Here is a 21,202-nt window from a genome sequence, read left to right as displayed (position 1 = left end):
ACATGATAGAGCAAACAATCAGACCTTGGTTTCAAAAGCATCTTATAAATACTATAGCTGCGATCATATCAACTTCGGATGTAAGTGCTAACACAATTACTACTCTATCATTTATAACAGGAGCTATAAGTGCATTACTTATATTATGGATGCCATGGTTAGCTGTGATTTTCCTACTATTATCAGGGTATTTAGATGTTCTAGATGGAACTATTGCTCGCATGCAGAATACTTCATCAGCATTTGGAACAATGCTTGATATTTTATCTGATAGGTTTGTGGAGTCATTTATAATTATAGCTTTATTTATTGCACAACCTCAAATTGCGTGGGTTGGATTATTTATGATGATGTCCATAGTAGCTTGTGTAAGTAGCTTTTTATTAGTAGGTATTTTTAGTCAACAAGAGTCTCATAAAAGCTTCTACTATTCACCGGGTTTAATGGAGAGAGCAGAAACATTCATTTTCTTTATCATAATGATTTTGCTACCCTCCACGGTTTTATGGCTAGGTATTTTATTTACAATTTTAGTGTTATGGACAACTTTTTACCGAGTTGGAGAATTTTATTTTTATACAAAGAGGTAAAACTTGAAAAAAATTAAATTATTCAGATATTTTACAATGTTTTTCTTGGGCATAGCTTTTGTTAATTCATTGCAAGCAGCAAAGCTATGGAGCTATTGGGATAAATCAAATCCTAACTCTACCAAGGTAATTAATTTTCAACCATGGCAACCATTTTTAGATACCTATGTAGTGAAAGAGCAAAGTCAAACTTACCTTCGTTATTCTGAAGTAACCGCTACAGATAAATCAAAATTAGAGCTAGATTGTATTCTCAATGTTTATGCTGATTTGAATATACTAGATTATAACCGTAATCAACAATTAGCATTTTGGACTAATATTTTAAAAAAATAATTAGAATCTAAATCAAATATAAGGACTTAATTATTATGGCAAAAGAATTTGAATAAGAGATTGAGATAATTTAACTAGAGCCAGAATTATATGACTTACAATAAATCAGAGACTACAGACTACTTCACAGCTGGAAAAACGGTCGGGTTCTTTGCCCTTACAGCCACACTAGTAATGACTGAATTAAATACTTCAACTCTTATTGGCTTTTCTAGTCTTGGCTACTTATATGGTTTTTCAGCTGCCTCACTTGGTTTAGTATTTCTTTTAGGGTTATTTTTTTACGCTATTACTGTAGCAAAGAAATGGAAAAATTTTGATGCTATTAGTGTCACTGAATTTTTCCAATATCGCTATAACAAAAGCTTTGGAATATTTGCAGCCTTTTGTTTGTGGGTAGCAATGCTAGGATTTGGTGCAAATTTCATACACTCTATAACGGTATGTTTAGAGATTATTTTTCCAACCTACCCAAAAGCTTTAGTTACCTTTGTTGCTTGTAACATTATGTTTGTTGCTACTATAAGTTCCGGTCTTAGATCAATTATTCAAATAGATAAAATAAGTTTTGTACTCTGTATCATATTATTTGTCTTTCTGGGCATCCATTTTTATAGCTCTCATCAACCTAGCACTATCACTAATAATCTGCAACATAAATTACCACTCTCATTTGCTTTATCTTTAGCGATACTGACTTGTTTTACTTATATTTTATCGCCTTGGTATGGTCAGAAAGTCTTTTCTGCTAAAACTCCCAAAATAGCATTTTATTCAATGCTAACAACAGCTATACTAGTAAGTTTATTTTATTTAATTGCTATTCTAACGACTGCAAACTTTACACAACAACTTAATTTAAATAATTCTGATCTAGCACTAGCACACATTATAGCTACAGAGCTACCACTAAGCATAGAGATAGGATTCTATGTAATTTTGTTTTTAATAGCTACAACAACTATTGCTGCTCTTTGGAACACTATGGCATCTGTGATTTTTGTTCATAGTTCTTATAACAAGGCTACTAATAGCAATAGGCTAATAGTACTAGGTATCGCTATCTTAAGTTATTTTATAGCTGTGTTTTCTATAAATCAAATACTTGATAAGATGCTGCTTTTTAACATCCCTATTGCAGCCCTTTCTTTTAGCCTACTATATGGCTTCTATGGTAAAAAGAGAAATTTAATTGGAGCCATACTAAGTACTACGGTAGGTACTGTTGTAGCTACAATTCTTTATTTGTTCCTTGATCAAGAGAGTTTTGTTTTTTATTGGGCTTTTTTATGTGTTCCTCTAATTTTCATAGTTGGTTTTTTATGTTCATTTATTAAACCACATCAGTCTTATTTTAAAGGTAACAAAAGCAAATTGTTAAGAAACATAACTTAAACTCTCTACAGTTTTTTGGTAATTATCTATCTATATCAGAAAGCTACTAACCCAACACCTAAGGGGCGACGAATATAATTTAGACGTTTCATGGAGGCTGTATAAATTTGATTGCCTTTAAGCTCTACATCAGTTCTAGTTCCTATGGCTTGTATATGCTCAGGAGCAAAATTAGGAAAATCTTTTTTCATCAGATCATGAATTCGATTGAGAGTTGTATCACTAATGCGCTTCCCATTACCGATCAAAGTATGGGATAGCGGTGATTGATAATTTTCCCAGCTTGGATTCACCATACCAAAGCGAGTATATAAGAGGGATTCAAGAAGTGGCTTAAACCTAGAATTACAGTAGTAAACAGCTTTTTGTAAATTCCAACTATCTTGGGCAGATATATAGTTACTTACATAATGATGCTGGGTATTATCACGACCGAGAAAACAAAATTTTTTAACCATATAACAGACACCCAATAAAGAGAGCTGCTCCCAGTTTTGATCAAGTCTCCAGAGTTCAAAGCGCTGTAATGTAGAATAAGTTAATAATTTATTTTCTACATTAAAGAATGATACCTCATAAGGTTGAGCTGACTTCAGTTGAAACCCGCTATCAAACAGGCCCATTACCACACTAGCAGGTACATTTTGTTGATCTGTCAAGGATCCAATACGAGGCAGCCACTGTCCCCAAAGAGAAAGAGCTTTTTCTAGTGCCCCATCACTAATTTGACTAAAGTATTCGTTACCATCAGGGAGAGGGGTATTGAGAAATCTTGTTCGCATATAATCTTTTTCGAAGCCTCTAAAGTTAGTACAGTTGCTATTCCATAGAGGTTCCATAATGTTATGCTTAAGTATTCTAGATGAATCAAAATAAGAATCGTCCCGGTAATAATATTTCTTCAACTGACCACTAAGATCCAGTTTAAATGCTTCATGTATTGTTCCTATACTATGGTAGCTTAACATAACGTGTTTTCACCTGTGTTTGTAAGTTGTTTGCGGCAATAATGTTACCTAAATCAGACTTAGAAGTAAAACATTCATAATATAATATTACCTAACTTTTACAAACCTTAGCTTGTTTTCATATCTGTAAATTTCAAACTCAGTGACAAACCTTCTTGTTTTAAATTTATTTATTATTTTTTTAATCATGTAGCTCCCTTTTAACCTACAAATTTGTAAACTGTATACTTTTGTTCTAACTAATATTCTCGATATGACGCCCTTTACACTAAGATCATGTAACTAACTCAGCTTACTAGCCTTAGTATACCCAATACGTTTATTACCTATTTCTTAATAATCTTTATATTACTTTCATTAAAAGTAAAGTTGTTTCTAGCACAGAAAACTTTTAAAGATACTATTACACCCATAAAATAATAATTTATTGGATTAGATAATAAATTATGGTAATTTTTCTCTAACAACGGCATATAATTTTTTTTGTTAAACTCTTTCATATTCTCAAATTTGACGTTCATATCCATAAGTACACAATAATACACAAAAAACTTGGTATAAAAATATTCTTTTTTGATAACCCTTGATTAATTAAGACAAGCAGTTGAGTAATTTTATGGTCTGATGTAAACTAATTTCGAGACCTATGATAAACCAGATGATTGCCCAAAAAATTAGCACTCACCATACAGGGGTTAAGCAATTTAAATAATTCTTAACTTTTTAAGATACTAGCGCGATATTCTTAAAGCCAATTTTTCAATATAATAATATTATTATTTTATGAAATTACAGTTTTTGTGTTAAATAACCTTTAAAATAAGTCAAAGCTTTACGATAAATATCCTGCTTAAAGTAAATAACATGGTTTATAGGGTACCAATAACTAACCCAACGCCAGTTATCGAATTCTGGAGTTTTATTTGTCTCTAAATCTATATTAACTTCTGAAGTTCTTAGCCTCAATAAAAACCATTTTTGTTTCTGACCCACACAAACAGGCTCTTTATTTCTAATTAAACCTTCTGGTATATCATATTTGTACCAATCCCTAGTGGAGGCTAAAACTTCAACATCATTAGGACGTAACCCTACCTCCTCATGTAATTCACGATACATAGCTTGCAGTGGCGTTTCTCCTGCTACTACGCCACCTTGAGGAAACTGCCAAGAAGTTCGATTACGACGCTGCCCCCAAAATACTCTATTTTGCTTATTGAGCAACACAATAGCAACGTTCGCTCGATATCCGTTCTTATCTATCATTATATAAAGAAAATTTCTTTTACCTAACTTATATTCTAAACTAAAATTGCTAAGTTTAATATTTTTCTATAGAATTAAACAAATCGTATTATCAACTATTAAATTGCCATGCCATTCCCTCACAGAAAGGAATCCCCAAAGTAAAAAGATGCCCACCTTCACGGGGCAAGACTATATTTGTTTGGTATTTTTAATCATATTCATTTGTAACAGTATTCTAGTGGGTTGCTTTGCTATACCTTTTATTTTAGACCTAACTCTTTCAATCTTTCATCCAAAAAATCACCTGCTTGAGGATATCTTTCCGATAAATAAACGTCTGCTTTAGGATGTATAAAACACGGTGTAGAAATCCTATCAACATTATCGGCTTCACCATTTGGCTTTACTACTCTATGTTTAGTTGCAATATATTCACCATTTGTCATTTCTTGGAGCATATCACCTATATTTATTATTATGGATTCACTATCACAAGGCACATCATACCATTGGTTATTAGTTGGTGATAAAACCTGTAGTCCAGGAGAGGAGGCTATTGGCAATAATGTTATAAGGTTTATATCCTCATGAGCAGCAGCTCTTACAGCACCTGGCTCTTCATTTCCCTGCATTGCTGGATAATGTAATATTCTCAATAGAGTACCAGGTTCAGAAATAGTATCTCTAAGCCTCATAGGTAGCTTATCAGCTACTCTAGGGTCCATATAATCATCAACCCACTGCAATAAAGTCTTGCCAAGCTCTATCATCTGATAAAACATTTTTTTGGCAGAGTCACTTACCTCACTAGGGTATCTCCCCCATGGAAAGTACAAATGGTAAAAATGTTTTATATCTTTAATCTTTTCACCTTTAGCTACTTCAGAAACGTCTTTTGGAAAATAACCATCTTGCTTCTCAGCATCAAATCTATAGTTATGTACATTCTCAGACTTCAAAAAATCTTCCCACTCCTTATAAACTGTTTGGACCAAGTTCCAATCTATAGGATGAGTTTTTAATACAGCAAAACCAGTTTCTTTGAGGGATCTGGTAAAATCCTTAGCAGCACCATCGACATAATAATCTACACTCAAGATATTCATTTATAGCTCCATTTTATATAACTGTTTTAAAAATTAAGCTCTTATTTCTCACCTGAACTTGTTCTTGAACAAAATACAGCACCTATAGCTACTAAGTATAAAGGTGAGCACTAAATAAATTTAGTATAACGTCTTTATAACATTTTAGCTATAAAATGTTATCTTCATACCTTAATTAAAATTATAGCAAGAATATTTTTTTGTTAAACGATAATCTAACCTCGAGGGTGATGTTTTTGGTAAATTTGCTTAAGCCGGTTCTGTGAAATATGTGTATATATCGTAGTTGTAGAAACATTACTGTGACCCAATAATAGCTGCACAGACCTTAAATCAGCCCCATGATTAAGCAGGTGAGTCGCAAAAGCATGTCTTAAGGTATGCGGAGATATATCTGTATCTATCCCTGCTTTTAGAGCATATTTTTTTATACGATGCCAAAATGACTGACGAGTAATCCGTCTAAAATGCTTACTTACAAAAACAGTTTTTTCTTTAAATGTTTTTATTAAATTCGGTCTTACTTCATTAAGATATTTTTGTAAATACTCCAAAGCGTACTCACCCATTGGAACTATACGCTCTTTTGAGCCTTTACCTAAAACCTGTATAACTCCTATATTTAAGTCCACGTCCTCAATATTTAAACCAACCAATTCACTTACACGCAATCCTGTAGCATACATTAACTCTAGCATCGCTTTATCACGTATACCAACATCATCACTTAAATCAGGCTCTTGTAAAAGTTTTTCAACATCTAGCTCTGTCATATCTTTAGGGAGATTCTTTGACAATTTTGGTAACTCTAACTTGGATGTTGGATTAGTCATAATTTGACCTATCGAAAAAAGCCAGTTATAAAATTTACGTAAAGTTGAAATCATTCTAGCATTAGAACAAGCGCTATAACCGTTTTTTGATCTATAAGAGATAAAAGCATATAATTGCTCAAAGCTAAGGTTTGTAGCGTCGAGTTTTGAAAAATAATTCTGTAAAAATTTAAGATCTGTGCGATAAGAAGAGATCGTATTTTGGCTTAAACCATGCTCAAGCCATAGGTTATCTAAAAAAGCATCTATATTAGCAGACACTTTCATCGACTCTTATATAAATAACTATACTTTTTCCTTAATTCTAGCAGCTTTACCAGTAAGTCCTCTCATGTAGTACAGCTTAGCTCTACGCACATCCGCTTTTTTCTCAACTACTATACTATCTATAATTGGAGAGTGAGTTTGGAATGTTCTCTCTACACCCATACCTGAAGATATTTTTCTAACTGTAAAAGCTGAATGAAGACCTCTATTTCTCTTTCTTAGAACAAAACCTTTAAATGCCTGTATTCTTTGCTTATCACCCTCTCTAATCCATAGATTAACTATTACTGAATCTCCAGGATTAAACTCAGGTAGGTCTGTTCTTATTTGTGATTTCTCTACTAGCTCAACAAACTTATTTTTCATTTTTTACTCCTTGTGTGCTTACCTTATCTTTTACGGCATTGTTCTAATACTTGCTTATCTTCATCAGATAGGCATAGGCACTGTATTAAATCTTTACGACGCTCATAAGTTCTAATTAACTTTTGCTTACGTCTCCATCTTGCTATTTCCAAATGATTACCAGATAACAACACATCTGGAACAGCTTCACCATTGGGTAAAACTGCTGGTTTTGTATAGTGTGGGTAATCCAACAAACCGTCATAAAATGAATCTTCTATAACAGAATGTTTATTACCTAACACATCAGGCAACAACCTAATTAAGCTATCCATAACCAGCATAGCAGGAATTTCACCCCCACTTAATACAAAGTCACCAACTGAGATTTCCTCATCAACACACTCTTTAATTAAGCGTTCATCAATTCCTTCATATCTACCACAAAGCAATATTAAAGAATCATTACCCAAAAGCTCTAGAGCTTTGCTATGATTAAAAACACTACCCTGTGGCGACAAGTATACTACTTTTGTTTTGTAACCTAAAGTTTTTTTTGCCTCTAAAATAGCATCTGCTAATGGTTGATATTTCATAACCATACCAGCTCCGCCACCAAAACTAGTATCATCTACTGTTGCATGTTTATCTGTAGTGTAATCACGAGGATTAAAATAGCTTATTTCTATTTTTTCTGTCTTAAATGCTCTAGAGGTAACACCAAAATCACTTAATGCTCTAAACATTTCTGGAAATATTGAAATTATTCCAAATTTCATAATTAAAAATCATATTCCCAATCAACAACTATTTTTTTTAGGTCAATCTCTTCTTTAAGAATATACTTTTTAACGTAAGGTATTAGATATTCATGCTCACCGTCATGGCAAACTAAAACCTCATTTGCTCCTGTTTCGATAATATTTATGACCTTACCAAATGGTTCACCACAGTGGTTACTAACTTCACAGCCAATTAGATCTTTAAAATAAGCTTCATCTTCTGATGGTTGTGGCAATGCTTCTACAGGTACACCTATTAGCGCATTGACATATTTTTTAGCCATACCTGCGTCATTAACATTAGCTAATTTAATATAAATTTTATCGGCTCGACGGTAAACACTTTCACCTTTTAACATCTGCCAAGAGTCAGTCCCAGCAAGCTGTATATACCAGTCACCATACTCTAATAAAACTTCTACAGGGTTGGCTAAAGAATATAAATTAAGTTCGCCATTAAGCTTATAGGTAGAACCAATTTTTGCTACCTCGACGAAACCACTTGACATAAAAAACAGATCAGTTGAAAAATTAAGCAGATTTTTTAGCTTCTTTAATTAAAGAAGCAACTCTTTCTGAAGGTTGAGCTCCTTTTGAGATCCACTCTTCAACTTTTGCAACATCTAGCTTTAATCTTTCCTCACCACCTTTAGCAATTGGGTTAAAAAAACCTAGTTTTTCAATAAATTTCCCATCTCTAGGACTTCTTTTATCTGCAACTACTATTTTATAGAAAGGACGCTTTTTAGCTCCACCACGGGCCATACGAATTACTACCATTTATTATTTTCTCCAGTTTTTATATTTTCAAAACTATAAACTACCAAAACTAAGATTTATACTCTTGCTTACCTTTGGTATAAATTTTTACGCGAATTTTAATAGCACTACTTTAAAGATTCTTAATTAAAAAGTCAATAGTTGACATAATATAAACTTTAGATATAATACCAGTTGTCGCTGTATTTAACAAACAACTTGCTTGCGACATAAAACAATAAGCTAAAGCGTTTCTATTAAATTATTCACAAATTATTTTCTAGAAGCCTTTTATAGCATAATCTAAAAGGAGTAAAAATGTTAAAAAATTATCTATTCACTTCTGAATCAGTTTCAGAGGGCCACCCAGATAAACTAGCCGACCAGATATCAGACGCTATACTAGATGAAATATTAAAACAAGACAAAAATGCGCGTGTTGCATGTGAAACCCTTGTGAAAACCGGTATGGCTTTAGTAGCTGGAGAGATTACAACTTCGGCATGGGTTGATATCGAAGATTTAGTAAGAAATGTAATTATAGAAACAGGTTATGATAATGCTAATAAAGGTATCGATGGCAGAACCTGTTCGGTTATAAACGCTATTGGAAAGCAATCTAGTGATATAGCACAAGGAGTTGACCGTGGCTCACTAGAGGATTTAGGAGCAGGTGATCAAGGCTTAATGTTTGGGTTTGCTACCAATGAAACCCCAACTTTAATGCCTTCTGCGATATATTACTCACACTTACTAATGAGAAGACAAGCTGAGCTTAGAAAAATAAATAAGCTAAGTTGGCTACGACCAGATGCCAAAGCTCAAGTTACCTTAGCTTACGAAAATGATAAACCAAAATTTATTGATACGATCGTTCTATCAACCCAACACGATGAAACAATATCACAAAAAGATTTACACGACGCTGTAATCGAAGAAATTATAAAAGATGTAATTCCAACTAATTTGATAACAAAATATACAAAATACTACATAAACCCTACAGGAGTGTTCTTGATAGGTGGACCGCAAGGAGATTGTGGCTTAACAGGTAGAAAAATTATAGTTGATACTTACGGCGGAGCTGCACATCATGGTGGAGGAGCTTTTTCTGGCAAGGACCCTTCTAAAGTAGATCGCTCTGGTGCATATATGGGAAGGTATATCGCTAAAAATATAGTAGCTGCAGAGTTAGCTGACAAATGTGAGGTACAAGTTGCCTATGCAATAGGCGTAGCAAGCCCTGTATCACTTATGGTAAATACCTTTGGCACAGGCAGAATAGCTGACTCAGAAATTGAGCAACTTGTTATCAAAAATTTTGATTTAAGAGTTGGTAAAATTATTGAAAACCTAGATTTGCTAAGACCAATCTATAGAAAAACCTCTAATTATGGTCACTTTGGTAGGGAATTACCAGAATTCAGTTGGGAAAAAATTGACAAAGCAGAATCCCTTAGAACCGCCATAAAATTATAATAAATATTTTAATATTTCTAATGCTTTCATTTTTACAAACATATATTAAGTAATAAATAAGATTTTTGCATTTAGAACCTTTAAAAGCTGCAACTAGATGACTTAGAGAGTATTCTAACACCAGTTAATTAAACTAACGTACTTGCTCTATACTTTCTCTTAGCTTCGATAAATTCGATTTTAAGGTCTTTATACCTTGATTTTATAGCCTGAATATCAGCCTTAGATAAAACGTTATCTTTTTTAGCTTTCAGATATTCTTGTTTTGCTCCATACATACTTTTAACATTAGCAACAAATTTAGTATATTTTTCTTCTATACCAAGTTGTGAAGCATTGCTTTTCCTTTTTAAAGTTTCTTCTAACTTAACTTTTGCTTTTGCTATCTCAATCAAATGTTTAGGAGTTTTCTTAAGATCATAACACCAGCCTATTTTAGATAAACCAGCAATAAACCATTTAGAAGGATCAAAATCAAAAAATCTAATACCATTTCTATAATCACCAGCAAAAGCATGATGATAATTATGATAACCCTCTCCACCAGTGACTATAGCTGTTATAAAACTATCTCTAGCTGTGTTTTTTGTTGAGTATGGTCTTCTACCAATAGTATGAGCCAAAGAGTTAATACAGAAAGTTGCATGATGAACCAAAACAACTCTAAGAAAACCACCCATCAGCACACTTGCTACAATTCTACCTGTAAACATACCATAGAGTACAGGCAGACCAAAACAAGTCAATATAGCAAGTACTGTATAATACTTATGTTGAAACACTAAAGCCTTATCCTTCATAAGATCATTAACACCTTTTATTTCCTGAACATCATGAGTGTTATATCTTAGTAGCCATCCAAAATGGCTATACCAGAAGCCTCTAGTAGCTGCATACGGGTCTTTTATCGGATCGTCAACATCTTTATGGTGTTTTCTATGATCTGAAGCCCATTGTAACACACTGTTTTGTAATGCTGCTGTGCTAAATATTAGTAAAAAATAACTAACTATTTTATTAGCCTTGTACGTTTTATGTGACCATAACCTATGGTAACCCATAGTTATACCAATACCTGTCAAGCAGTAGAAAACTATAAGACAAACATAATCAGATGTCTGAAAACCATATGTAAAACCGTACCATGGTACAGCTATTATTGTAAATAGAGGAATTATTAACAGTCCAAAAACACTTTTCCAAACTATACTTCCTTCTTTTTCAAAAGTTTGATCTATTCTATTATTCATTCAAAACCTTAATTTTCTTTGATAAATTTACGAAAAATTAAATATTATTCTTTCACTATAAATGATACCACATAAAACAACTTTATGACAGAAATTATAAAATATATCAAATTGTCTCTCGAGCTTTTACATTAATTTCAAGACTACTATCTTTGAAACCACGGTTATATCTATATGCTCCTGCAAGCGCTATCATTGCACCATTGTCTGTACAATACATCATCGGGGGGAAAAATATTTGGTAATTTCTTTTTAGACTTAAATTATTTAATTTATAGCGCAAAAACTTATTTGCACTTACACCGCCAGACACCACCAATCTTTTATTTTTTGTTATACTTAGTGCTTTATCACATTTAGTTACTAAAACATCTACTGCTGCCTCTTGGAATGCGTAGCAAAGGTTAGCTTTATTCTCTTTAGTTTGTTCTGACTCGTTGTGCCAAGTGTTTAGAACAGCTGTTTTTAAGCCACTGAAGCTAAAATCCAAAGTAGCCTTATTCTTCATTGGTCTTGGCAAAAAGTATTTACTCTTATCAGAAGCCTTTTCAGCAAGGTTTGCAACTTCTACTCCGCCAGGATAGGACATCCCCAACAATTTTGCTGTTTTATCAAAAGCTTCGCCAACAGCATCATCTATAGACTCTCCTAGCAACTGATAATCACCAAGATTTCTAACTTCAAAAAGTTGGGTATGACCCCCTGAGACTAACAAGGCTATAAAAGGATACTTGATATCACAATTGTCCTCTAATAATGGAGAAAGTAAATGTCCTTCTAAATGATGTACTGCAACAGTATCAATATCATGTATAAATCCTAAAGTTTTAGCAAATGTTGCGCCAACCATAAGAGCACCAACTAGCCCTGGCATTGCTGTATAAGCTATACAATTTATATCTGTAAAACTAATTCCTACTTTACTTATAATTTCTTTAGTTAATACATTAAGCTTTGCAATATGTTCACGTGATGCTAGCTCTGGCACGACTCCGCCATAACTTTTATGCAAATTTATTTGGCTGTACAAAGCATCTGCTATTATTTTTTTTTTAGAAAAATCATATAAAGCTACTCCTGTTTCATCACAAGAGCTTTCTATACCAAGGACGAGCATTATTTTTTAGTGCCACCAGAAGTTTTCGTTATTTGGATAAATTTGGTAATAAAAGAACCTAATAATAAGCCTAATACAAAAGCTATTGACATAAGGACTATCAATGGTAATGTAGTAGTACCAAATATATAGTCAAAACTAACTCTGTCAGTATTCAGTATAGATAAAATAACTATTAATATAATTGCTATACCAAAAAATATCTGCCAAAAAAGCTTTGCTAACATTAAAATCTTAACCAATACTGAATATACATATCATAACAATATTATAATTTAAAAAATTAGAATAATAAAATTTTATTTTGGGTAATAAATTAAAGATTTAGAAGTCTAATGACTCAAGAGCATTTCTTAATGATTCTTCGATATCATCATTTATATCCTTTTCTTGACTTTCATGTCGGTAATCTTCAAAAGATGAACTGTCCACTCCAAAAGCTGTAACATCTGTAAATGCCATGCGGTCTTCAACTCCCAATTCCTCTTTCATCTTATCGATCTTAGCTGCTTCTTTTCTAACAGCTAACCCTGTGCCTGTAGGAATTAATCTACCGATTAGAACATTCTCTTTAAGGCCTCTTAGATGATCAATCTGAGAATTAATAGAAGATTCTGTTAATACTCTTGTTGTCTCCTGGAAAGATGCCGCTGATAAAAAAGACTCCGTAGATAAAGAAGACCTAGTAATACCCATTAATACTGGCTCATATACTACTTCTTTTTTACCTTCTAAATTCAATTTATCATTTTCCTCAAGAATTCTAACAAGCTCAACCGTTTCTTCTCTCACAAATTTACTGCTACCTTCATCTATGATAACCGCCTTTCTAAGCATTTGTCTAACAATAGTTTCTATATGCTTATCGTTAATTACAACACCTTGCATACGATATACAGACTGAGCTTCAAAAAGAATATAATCAGCAAAAGCTTCTAGCCCCTTATACTTAAGTAGATCATGTGGGTCTGTAGGACCATCTGCTAGCACGTCACCCTTAGATACAGCTTCGCCATCAAATACAACCAAATGACGAGATTTAGATAACAATATTTCTTCAATGGTATGACCATTTTTATCTATAATCTCTATTCTTTGTTTTTCTTTCGTATCTCTATTACCCAACCTAACTACACCATCACAAGGAGAAAGAATTGCAGCTTCCTTAGGGCGTCTTGCTTCAAATAGTTCAGCAACACGAGGCAAGCCCCCTGTAATATCTTTATTCTTAGAGCCCTCTAATGGGATCTTAGCGACCACATCACCTATCTCTACTTGCATGTCGTCAGTAACATTTAGCACTGCTCCAGCAGCTAATGTTATCGTTTTTAATTCATTACCATCATTGTCAAATACTTTAACTACTGGTTTTAAGTTTTTAGAAGTAATTCTTTGAGATATGGAAGTTATTTCAATAGTTTGTTGACCAGTTAGGTCATCATATGTATGTTTAGATGTGATACCATCAATAACATCCTCTAAAACAATTTTACCTGCAACATCTGTAACTATTGGCTGAGCATGAGGATCCCAAGTAGCTATCACATCCCCGATCTCTACTGCTTTACCACTTGCTAAAGGAAGAACAGCACCCATAGGAATTTTATGTTGCTCTCTAACTCTACCCATAGCATCAGAAACAATGATCTCACTAGCACGTGATATTACGATACTCTGACCTTCTTTATTTACTACAGTTCTAATATTTTTAAACTTAATTTTACCTGCGGTCTTAACTTTAATATCACTTATTGTCACACCTAAGGATGCTGCACCACCAGTATGGAATGTTCTCATTGTTAACTGAGTACCAGGCTCACCAATCGATTGAGCTGCAATCACACCCACAGACTCACCGACATTAACCTTTCTTTCACGAGCCAAGTCTCTACCATAACACTTAGAGCATAATCCTCTACGAGTTTTACATGTAATTGGTGATCTAATTTTAATCATATCAATACCATTATCATCTAGCAACTCTACTAAATTTTCATCCAATAAAGTACCTGACTCTAACAATACAACACCTTTTTCAGTAACAACGTCAGCTGCTAATGTTCTACCTAAGGCTCTCTCTGTAAGAGATACTTTGACTTCACCATCTTCTACGATAGCAGAAAACATTAGACCTTCATCTGTACCACAATCTTCTTCAATAATCACCAAATCTTGGGCTACATCTACTAATCTGCGAGTCAGGTAACCAGCATTAGCTGTCTTAAGAGCCGTATCAGCCAAACCCTTACGAGCACCGTGAGTAGATGTAAAGTATTGCAATACCGATAAACCTTCTCTAAAGTTAGCTGTAATAGCTGTCTCAATCATCGTTCCATCTGGCTTAGCCATCAAACCACGCATACCAGCAAGCTGCCTCATCTGATTATAAGAACCTCTGGCACCAGACTTAGCCATCATGTACACAGAGTTAAAAGATTCAATTTCTTTTTCTTGACCATCAACAGCAACTTTATCTTTAGATATAGCATCCATCATTGAAGCACCAACTTCATCTGAAGTTTTACTCCAAATATTAATTATATTGTTATACCTTTCGTTTTCAGTAATAAGTGAAGACTGGTATTGCTCGGTTACATACTTAATTTCTTGCTCTGCTTTTTCTATCTTAGTGTCTTTATCCTCAGGTATAGTCATGTCATTTACACCTACAGATATACCAGAAATAGTTGAGTATTTAAAACCAGCATACATAAGCTTATCAGCCAAGACAACTGTTGCTTTGCCACCTAACACTCTAAATGCTTGATTGATTATCTTAGAGATTTCTTTCTTAACTAAAACCTTATTAATTAGTGAGAAAGACAGTCCTTCAGGCAATATATTGATAAGCAAAGCTCTACCAACAGTTGTATCAACCACACCTTTTTCATTGTATGTGTTACCTCTAGTATCAAATACTTGTCTATCTACTCTTAATTTGATTTTGGCATGGATATCTATAGTTCCAGAGTTATATGCTCTACTAACGTCTTCATAACTTGCAAATAATTTGCCTTCACCTTTTGCTTTATCTCTTTCTCTTGTAATATAGTATAAACCTAACACTATATCCTGAGTAGGAGTAATAATAGGCTGTCCTGAAGCTGGTGATAAAATGTTGTTAGTAGACATCATTAGGACTCTAGCTTCTAGTTGAGACTCGACTGTTAATGGCACGTGAACAGCCATTTGATCACCGTCAAAGTCAGCATTAAAAGCAGCACATACTAATGGATGTAACTGAATAGCCTTTCCTTCAATAAGCTTAGGCTCAAATGCTTGGATACCTAATCTATGAAGTGTTGGAGCTCTGTTTAATAATACAGGATGTTCATTAATTACAACCTCTAGGATATCCCAAACTACAGACTCCTCTAGCTCAACCATTCTTTTTGCTTGCTTAATAGTTGTTGCATGTCCACCAAATCTCAACTTAGAGTATACAAATGGTTTGAATAGTTCTAAAGCCATTTTTTTAGGTAAACCACATTCATGTAACCTTAAAGATGGGCCCACCGTAATTACAGAACGTCCTGAATAGTCAACACGCTTACCTAATAGGTTTTGACGGAAACGTCCTTGCTTACCTTTAATCATATCAGCCAATGACTTAAGAGGACGCTTATTTGAACCCGTTACAGCTCTTCCACGTCTACCATTATCTAATAAAGCATCGACTGCTTCTTGCAGCATCCTCTTTTCATTTCTAACAATAATATCAGGGGCATTAAGGTCTAAAAGTTTTTTAAGCCTATTATTTCTGTTTATTACTCTACGATAGAGATCATTAAGATCAGACGTAGCAAATCTACCTCCCTCGATTGGCACAAGCGGTCTTAAGTCAGGAGGAAGAACTGGTAATACAGTCATTACCATCCACTCAGGCTTATTACCAGAAGCTTGGAAAGTTTCAAGAAGTCTCAATCTTTTAATAGCTTTCTCTTTTTTAGCTGTTGATTTGCTTTCTTCATATTCAGTTTGTAATCGTTCTATTTCTGACTCAATATCAGTATCACCTAGTAACTCTCTGATAGCCTCTGCTCCCATAGACGCTTCGAACTCATAGCCATAGTTCTCTAAAGCTTCAGCGTATTCCTCATCTGTAAGCAATTGCTTTTTCTCTAATGGTGTCATTCCTGGATCAATAACCACATATGACTCAAAATATAATACTTTTTCTACGCTCTTAAGAGGCATATCTAAAAATAAGCCAATTCTAGAAGGCAAAGATTTTAGATACCAGATATGCACAACAGGACATACTAAATCGATATGCCCCATCCTCTCTCTTCTAACTTTAGCTTGCTCAACTTCAACACCGCAACGCTCACACACTACACCACGATGCTTTAAACGCTTATATTTTCCACATAAACATTCATAGTCTTTAACAGGACCAAAAATTTTGGCGCAAAATAAACCATCTCTCTCTGGCTTAAAAGTTCTATAGTTAATAGTCTCTGGCTTTTTAACCTCACCATGAGACCACGAACGTATAACCTCTGGAGATGCTAATGATATTTTTATAATATCAAATTTTTTACTATTGTAGTTTTGATGTAGGATACCGTTATTCACAGGTAGCTCTCCTATACTTTTATTTTAATAAAAAAAATAAGTTACTCTAATAAAGATGCTTATTCTTCCTCTGCTGAGTAGTCAAAATCCATATCTATACCCAACGCTCTAACTTCATTTCTTAAAACGTTGAAGGATTCTGGCACATCAACATTCATAGTTAGTTTACCGTCAACTATGTTCTTATACATTTTTGACCTACCAGCTATATCATCTGATTTAACTGTTAGCATTTCTCTTAACGTATAAGCTGCGCCATAAGCTTGTAATGCCCAAACTTCCATCTCACCAAATCTCTGGCCACCAAACTGAGCTTTACCACCTAAAGGTTGCTGTGTAACCAAACTATATGATCCTGTTGATCTAGCATGCATTTTATCATCTACCAAGTGATCAAGCTTGAGCATATACATGTAACCAACAGTAACATTTCTATCAAATGCTTTACCAGTACGACCATCAAATAATTTCATTTGACCATCTGTTGCAAACCCACCTAACTGAAGTAGTGACTTAATATCTTCCTCTTTAGCACCATCAAATACTGGTGTTGCAATTGGCACGCCTTCTTTAAGGTTTTCGCAAAGCTGCAAGATTTCTTCGTCACTTAGAGCATCTAGATCCACTTTTTTACCGCCAACACTGTTATACACTTCATCCAAAGTCTTTCTTAGCTCAGCAGCTTTTCTAGTTTGATCTAAAGTTTTTTCTATCTTTTTACCTAAACCATAAGAAGCTAATCCCATATGTGCTTCTAAGATCTGACCAATATTCATACGTGATGGTATACCTAGCGGATTTAAACAAACATCTACTGGAGTACCATCTTCCATATATGGCATATCTTCAATTGGTAATACCCGAGATACCACACCTTTATTACCATGACGCCCTGCCATCTTATCACCAGGTTGTATACGCTTTTTAATAGCGACAAATACTTTTACTGTTTTTAGCACACCTGGAGATAACTCATTACTTTGAGTTATAGATTTCTTCTTAGCTTCAAATCTACTATCTATTGCTATTTTTGCTTCGTCATAATATTCTTTGGCTTTTAGCACCTTAGTGTTCAAATCCTCGTCTTCAAACGTAATTTCCAACCATCTTGAAAAAGGTAGTTTTTCCAAAAACTCTTTGGTTAAAACTGCGCCTTTTTTAAGACCTTTAGCTTTAAGAATTTCGGCTCCAACAATATCCTTTTCAATAGATTGCTTAACTATAGACTCAATAACACTAAATTCTTCATCAAAGTCTTTACGTGTTTTTTCTATAAGCTCTTTTTCTATTTTTAAAGCTCTATGACTTTTACCACCTTTATCATTTTCAAATACTTGGACATTAATAACTGTACCTGAGGTACCACTAGGCATTCTTAATGAACTATCAGCAACATTTGATGCTTTTTCATTAAAAATCGCCCTAAGCAGTCTTTCTTCCGGCGTCAACTGTTGCTCTGCTTTTGGCGTGATTTTAGCCACAAGGATATCTCCAGCTTCAACATTAGCACCTATATAGACAATACCTGATTCATCCAACTTAACTAAGCTACTTTCACTAACATTTGGAATATCAGCTGTTATTTCTTCTGGGCCAAGTTTAGTGTCACGAGCAACACAAGTAAATTCCTCAATATGTATACTTGTATACTTATCATCTTTAACTACTCTTTCTGATAATAAAATTGAATCTTCAAAATTATAACCATTCCATGGCATAAATGCGACCATTAGGTTATGTCCTAAAGATAACTCACCAAAATCAGTTGCAAACCCATCTGCCAAGATATCACCTTGCTCAACCTTATCGCCAACATTGACTATAGGACGCTGGTTGATACAAGTATTTTTATTTGAACGTTTGAATTTAGTCAGACTATATATATCTACTAATCTATTAGTTTTAGATTTTTTAGTGTTTACTTTAACTACTATTCTATTTGAGTCAACTTCAACAACTGTTCCAGGATTTCTAGCAATAATACAGTTACCAGAGTCTCTAGCAACAATTTTTTCTATCCCAGTACCAACTAAAGGTTTCTCAGACTTAAGTGTTGGAACTGCTTGACGTTGCATGTTTGCACCCATCAATACCCTATTTGCATCATCATGCTCTAAGAAAGGAATTAATGCTGCAGCTGCTGAGACCATCTGTTTAGCAGAAACATCCATATATTGCACTCTACTAGATTCTGTAAACATAGCTTCACCACCTGAACGGCATTGTATCAACTCGTCAACAAAATGATTATTTTCATCAAGTTGAGTTGAAGCCTGAGCGATTACATAATTATCTTCATCAGTTGCTGATAAATATTCAATTTCATCTGTAACTTTACCATTAACAACCTTTCTATAAGGAGCCTCTAAGAAACCATAATCATTTACTCTAGAGTAAATTGCTAAGGAATTAATAAGACCAATATTTGGACCCTCTGGCGTCTCAATAGGACATAATCTACCATAATGAGTCGCATGAACGTCACGAACCTCAAATCCTGCTCTATCACGAGATAACCCGCCTGGACCCAATGCAGAAATTCTTCTTTTGTGAGTAACCTCTGATAAAGGGTTATCTTGATCCATAAATTGAGATAATGCACCAGAAGTAAAAAACTCTTTTATCGAAGCTGTAATAGGCTTAGAGTTAACAATATCTTTTGGCATTAGCTTATCTTTATGCACTAAAGACATACTCTCACGAATACCTTTTTCTACACGATAAAGACCTATTCTAAATTGGTTTTCAACCATTTCACCAACAGAACGTACACGTCTATTGCCAAGATGATCAATATCATCGACTTTTCCTTTACCGTCACGAATTTTAATAAGCTCCTCAAGAACACCTACTATATCGCTATTTTCAAGCGTATAAACATCTTTAGAAACCTTGTCAGAACCTAATCTTGCATTTAGCTTCATTCTACCGATATCAGACAGGCTATATCTACTTTCAATAAAAAATAATCCTTCAAATAAAGCTTTCACAGACGCTGCTGCTGGAGGATCACCTGGTCTTAAAACTTTATAAATTTCGACCAAAGCTTCATCTGTATTTTTTGTAATATCATACTTAAGAGTATCAGAGATATATCTACCCTTTTCTATAGTTATAAAATCTATAACTTCTAATTCATTCATTCCTGCTTCTATACAAGCATCTAATAAATTTTCTGTAACGTCATCATTTGCGTAGGCTATAACTTCACCTGTATTTTTACTGACAATATCTTTTGCCACTCTAAGCGTACTTACCAGATCAAAATCTATAGCTACTGAATCAATACCCGCATCTTTTATTTTTTTAATATCTTTAGAAGTAATTTTTTTATTTTTTTTAGCTACTATATTGCCTTCTGAATCCGTAATATCAAATTTTAAGAGTTCTCCTTTCATCGAAGAAAGATCGCCCAACTTCAAGCCAAAATTTTCACCATCAAATTTGATAGTTTTGCTAGTAGAAAAATATTTTAAAATATCTTCTTGTGAATATCCTAGCGCCTTCAAAATAACAGTTGCACAAATCTTTCTTTTTCTATCTATTCTAGCCCAAATAATACCTTTTGAATCAAATTCAAAGTCCAACCATGAACCTCTATATGGGATTATACGAGCAGAGAAAGCCCCTTCTTCTGCATCATCCTTACTAAAAAACACTCCAGGAGATCTATGTAACTGAGAAACAACTACCCTTTCAGTACCATTAACAATAAAAGTACCATTTGTAGTCATTAATGGTATATCACCCATATATACATACTCTTCTCTGATATCTTCAACGATTTTTTCATTTGGAAGAGCTTCTTTATTATAAACAACCAATCTCATTTTAACATTAAGAGGAGCATCATAGGTAGCCCCACGAACCTGACACTCACTCTCATCAAAAGTTGGCTCACCGATTTGATAATCAACATAATGAAGTTCATATTGACCATTTTTACTTTCTACAGGAAAAGACTGCTTAAGCACCTGTTCCAAACCAGAATAACTTCTACCTTTTACCGCTTCTGGGATTAAAAATTTCTTATATGACTCTGTCTGGATAGAGAGCAAATATGGTACATCTAAGATATGAGGTAACTCCCCAAACTCTTTACGAATTCTTTTTTTCTCAGCGTATGAGTAAGACATCAAAAACCCTCAA

Annotated in this window: 16 protein-coding genes and 1 pseudogene; 4 read left to right on the top strand and 13 right to left on the bottom strand. The window is 33.9% G+C overall.

Going from position 1 to position 21,202, the window contains the following annotated elements:
* Positions 1-2 precede the first annotated feature (2 nt).
* The 3 genes from SD28_RS02685 to SD28_RS02675 all read left to right on the top strand — a co-directional run bounded on the left by SD28_RS02685 (position 3) and on the right by SD28_RS02675 (position 2,321).
* Positions 3-590, top strand: coding sequence for a CDP-alcohol phosphatidyltransferase family protein (locus SD28_RS02685; RefSeq protein ID WP_039123853.1), 588 nt, complete (start codon positions 3-5; stop codon positions 588-590).
* Positions 591-593: 3 nt separating this feature from the next.
* Positions 594-926, top strand: a complete 333-nt coding sequence (locus tag SD28_RS02680; protein WP_157698622.1) for a hypothetical protein — start codon at positions 594-596, stop codon at positions 924-926.
* Between the two features lie 90 nt (positions 927-1,016).
* The gene (locus tag SD28_RS02675; RefSeq protein ID WP_052251862.1) at positions 1,017-2,321 is read left to right on the top strand and encodes a sodium:solute symporter family protein; all 1,305 of its coding nucleotides are present in this window, start codon (positions 1,017-1,019) and stop codon (positions 2,319-2,321) included.
* A 35-nt stretch (positions 2,322-2,356) separates the two neighbouring features.
* Here SD28_RS02675 and SD28_RS02670 read toward each other — a convergent pair whose 3' ends face one another.
* The 8 genes and pseudogenes from SD28_RS02670 to rpsP all read right to left on the bottom strand — a co-directional run bounded on the left by SD28_RS02670 (position 2,357) and on the right by rpsP (position 8,650).
* On the bottom strand, positions 2,357-3,289 hold the full coding sequence (locus SD28_RS02670) for a hypothetical protein (protein WP_039123840.1): 933 nt from the start codon (positions 3,287-3,289) through the stop codon (positions 2,357-2,359).
* Between the two features lie 789 nt (positions 3,290-4,078).
* Positions 4,079-4,555, bottom strand: a complete 477-nt coding sequence (locus SD28_RS02665; RefSeq protein ID WP_039123837.1) for an RNA pyrophosphohydrolase — start codon at positions 4,553-4,555, stop codon at positions 4,079-4,081.
* Positions 4,556-4,797: 242 nt separating this feature from the next.
* Positions 4,798-5,643, bottom strand: coding sequence for a 2OG-Fe(II) oxygenase family protein (locus tag SD28_RS02660; RefSeq protein WP_039123836.1), 846 nt, complete (start codon positions 5,641-5,643; stop codon positions 4,798-4,800).
* Between the two features lie 215 nt (positions 5,644-5,858).
* Positions 5,859-6,737, bottom strand: coding sequence for a site-specific tyrosine recombinase XerD (gene xerD / locus SD28_RS02655; protein WP_039125729.1), 879 nt, complete (start codon positions 6,735-6,737; stop codon positions 5,859-5,861).
* A gap of 24 nt (positions 6,738-6,761) precedes the next feature.
* Complete coding sequence (gene rplS, locus SD28_RS02650) at positions 6,762-7,109, bottom strand: 50S ribosomal protein L19 (RefSeq protein WP_039123835.1); 348 nt, start codon at positions 7,107-7,109, stop codon at positions 6,762-6,764.
* Positions 7,099-7,867 (bottom strand): annotated as a pseudogene (gene trmD / locus SD28_RS02645) (tRNA (guanosine(37)-N1)-methyltransferase TrmD). Before trmD ends, rplS begins: the two are co-directional and overlap by 11 nt.
* Positions 7,868-7,869: 2 nt before the next feature.
* Complete coding sequence (gene rimM / locus SD28_RS02640) at positions 7,870-8,379, bottom strand: ribosome maturation factor RimM (RefSeq protein WP_039123828.1); 510 nt, start codon at positions 8,377-8,379, stop codon at positions 7,870-7,872.
* Between the two features lie 22 nt (positions 8,380-8,401).
* Positions 8,402-8,650 (bottom strand): 30S ribosomal protein S16, encoded by a 249-nt coding sequence (gene rpsP, locus SD28_RS02635; protein WP_039123827.1) that lies wholly within the window; start codon positions 8,648-8,650, stop codon positions 8,402-8,404.
* Between the two features lie 297 nt (positions 8,651-8,947).
* Between rpsP and metK the strand changes: the two genes are divergently transcribed.
* Entirely contained in the window at positions 8,948-10,108 is a 1,161-nt protein-coding gene (gene metK / locus SD28_RS02630; RefSeq protein ID WP_039123826.1) for a methionine adenosyltransferase, read from the top strand.
* Positions 10,109-10,236: 128 nt separating this feature from the next.
* On the opposite strand, the gene SD28_RS02625 is transcribed toward metK, so the two are convergent.
* The 5 genes from SD28_RS02625 to rpoB all read right to left on the bottom strand — a co-directional run bounded on the left by SD28_RS02625 (position 10,237) and on the right by rpoB (position 21,189).
* A complete protein-coding gene (locus SD28_RS02625) occupies positions 10,237-11,358 on the bottom strand; it encodes a fatty acid desaturase (protein ID WP_039123825.1) in 1,122 nt (373 codons plus the stop codon).
* A gap of 106 nt (positions 11,359-11,464) precedes the next feature.
* Positions 11,465-12,475, bottom strand: a complete 1,011-nt coding sequence (gene tsaD, locus SD28_RS02620) for a tRNA (adenosine(37)-N6)-threonylcarbamoyltransferase complex transferase subunit TsaD (protein ID WP_039123824.1) — start codon at positions 12,473-12,475, stop codon at positions 11,465-11,467.
* Complete coding sequence (locus SD28_RS02615; protein WP_039123823.1) at positions 12,475-12,702, bottom strand: lipopolysaccharide assembly protein LapA domain-containing protein; 228 nt, start codon at positions 12,700-12,702, stop codon at positions 12,475-12,477. The genes tsaD and SD28_RS02615 overlap by 1 nt, the downstream gene beginning before the upstream one ends.
* A 97-nt stretch (positions 12,703-12,799) precedes the next feature.
* A complete protein-coding gene (rpoC, locus tag SD28_RS02610) occupies positions 12,800-17,053 on the bottom strand; it encodes a DNA-directed RNA polymerase subunit beta' (protein ID WP_039123820.1) in 4,254 nt (1,417 codons plus the stop codon).
* A 59-nt stretch (positions 17,054-17,112) separates the two neighbouring features.
* Positions 17,113-21,189 (bottom strand): DNA-directed RNA polymerase subunit beta, encoded by a 4,077-nt coding sequence (rpoB, locus tag SD28_RS02605; protein ID WP_039123819.1) that lies wholly within the window; start codon positions 21,187-21,189, stop codon positions 17,113-17,115.
* Positions 21,190-21,202: the final 13 nt, after the last annotated feature.

Origin of the sequence: Allofrancisella guangzhouensis, from assembly GCF_000815225.1 — a bacterium.
GTDB lineage: Bacteria > Pseudomonadota > Gammaproteobacteria > Francisellales > Francisellaceae > Francisella > Francisella guangzhouensis.
The sequence above is the reverse complement of the archived record's forward strand: the minus strand, read 5'-3'. Positions and strand labels throughout refer to the sequence as shown.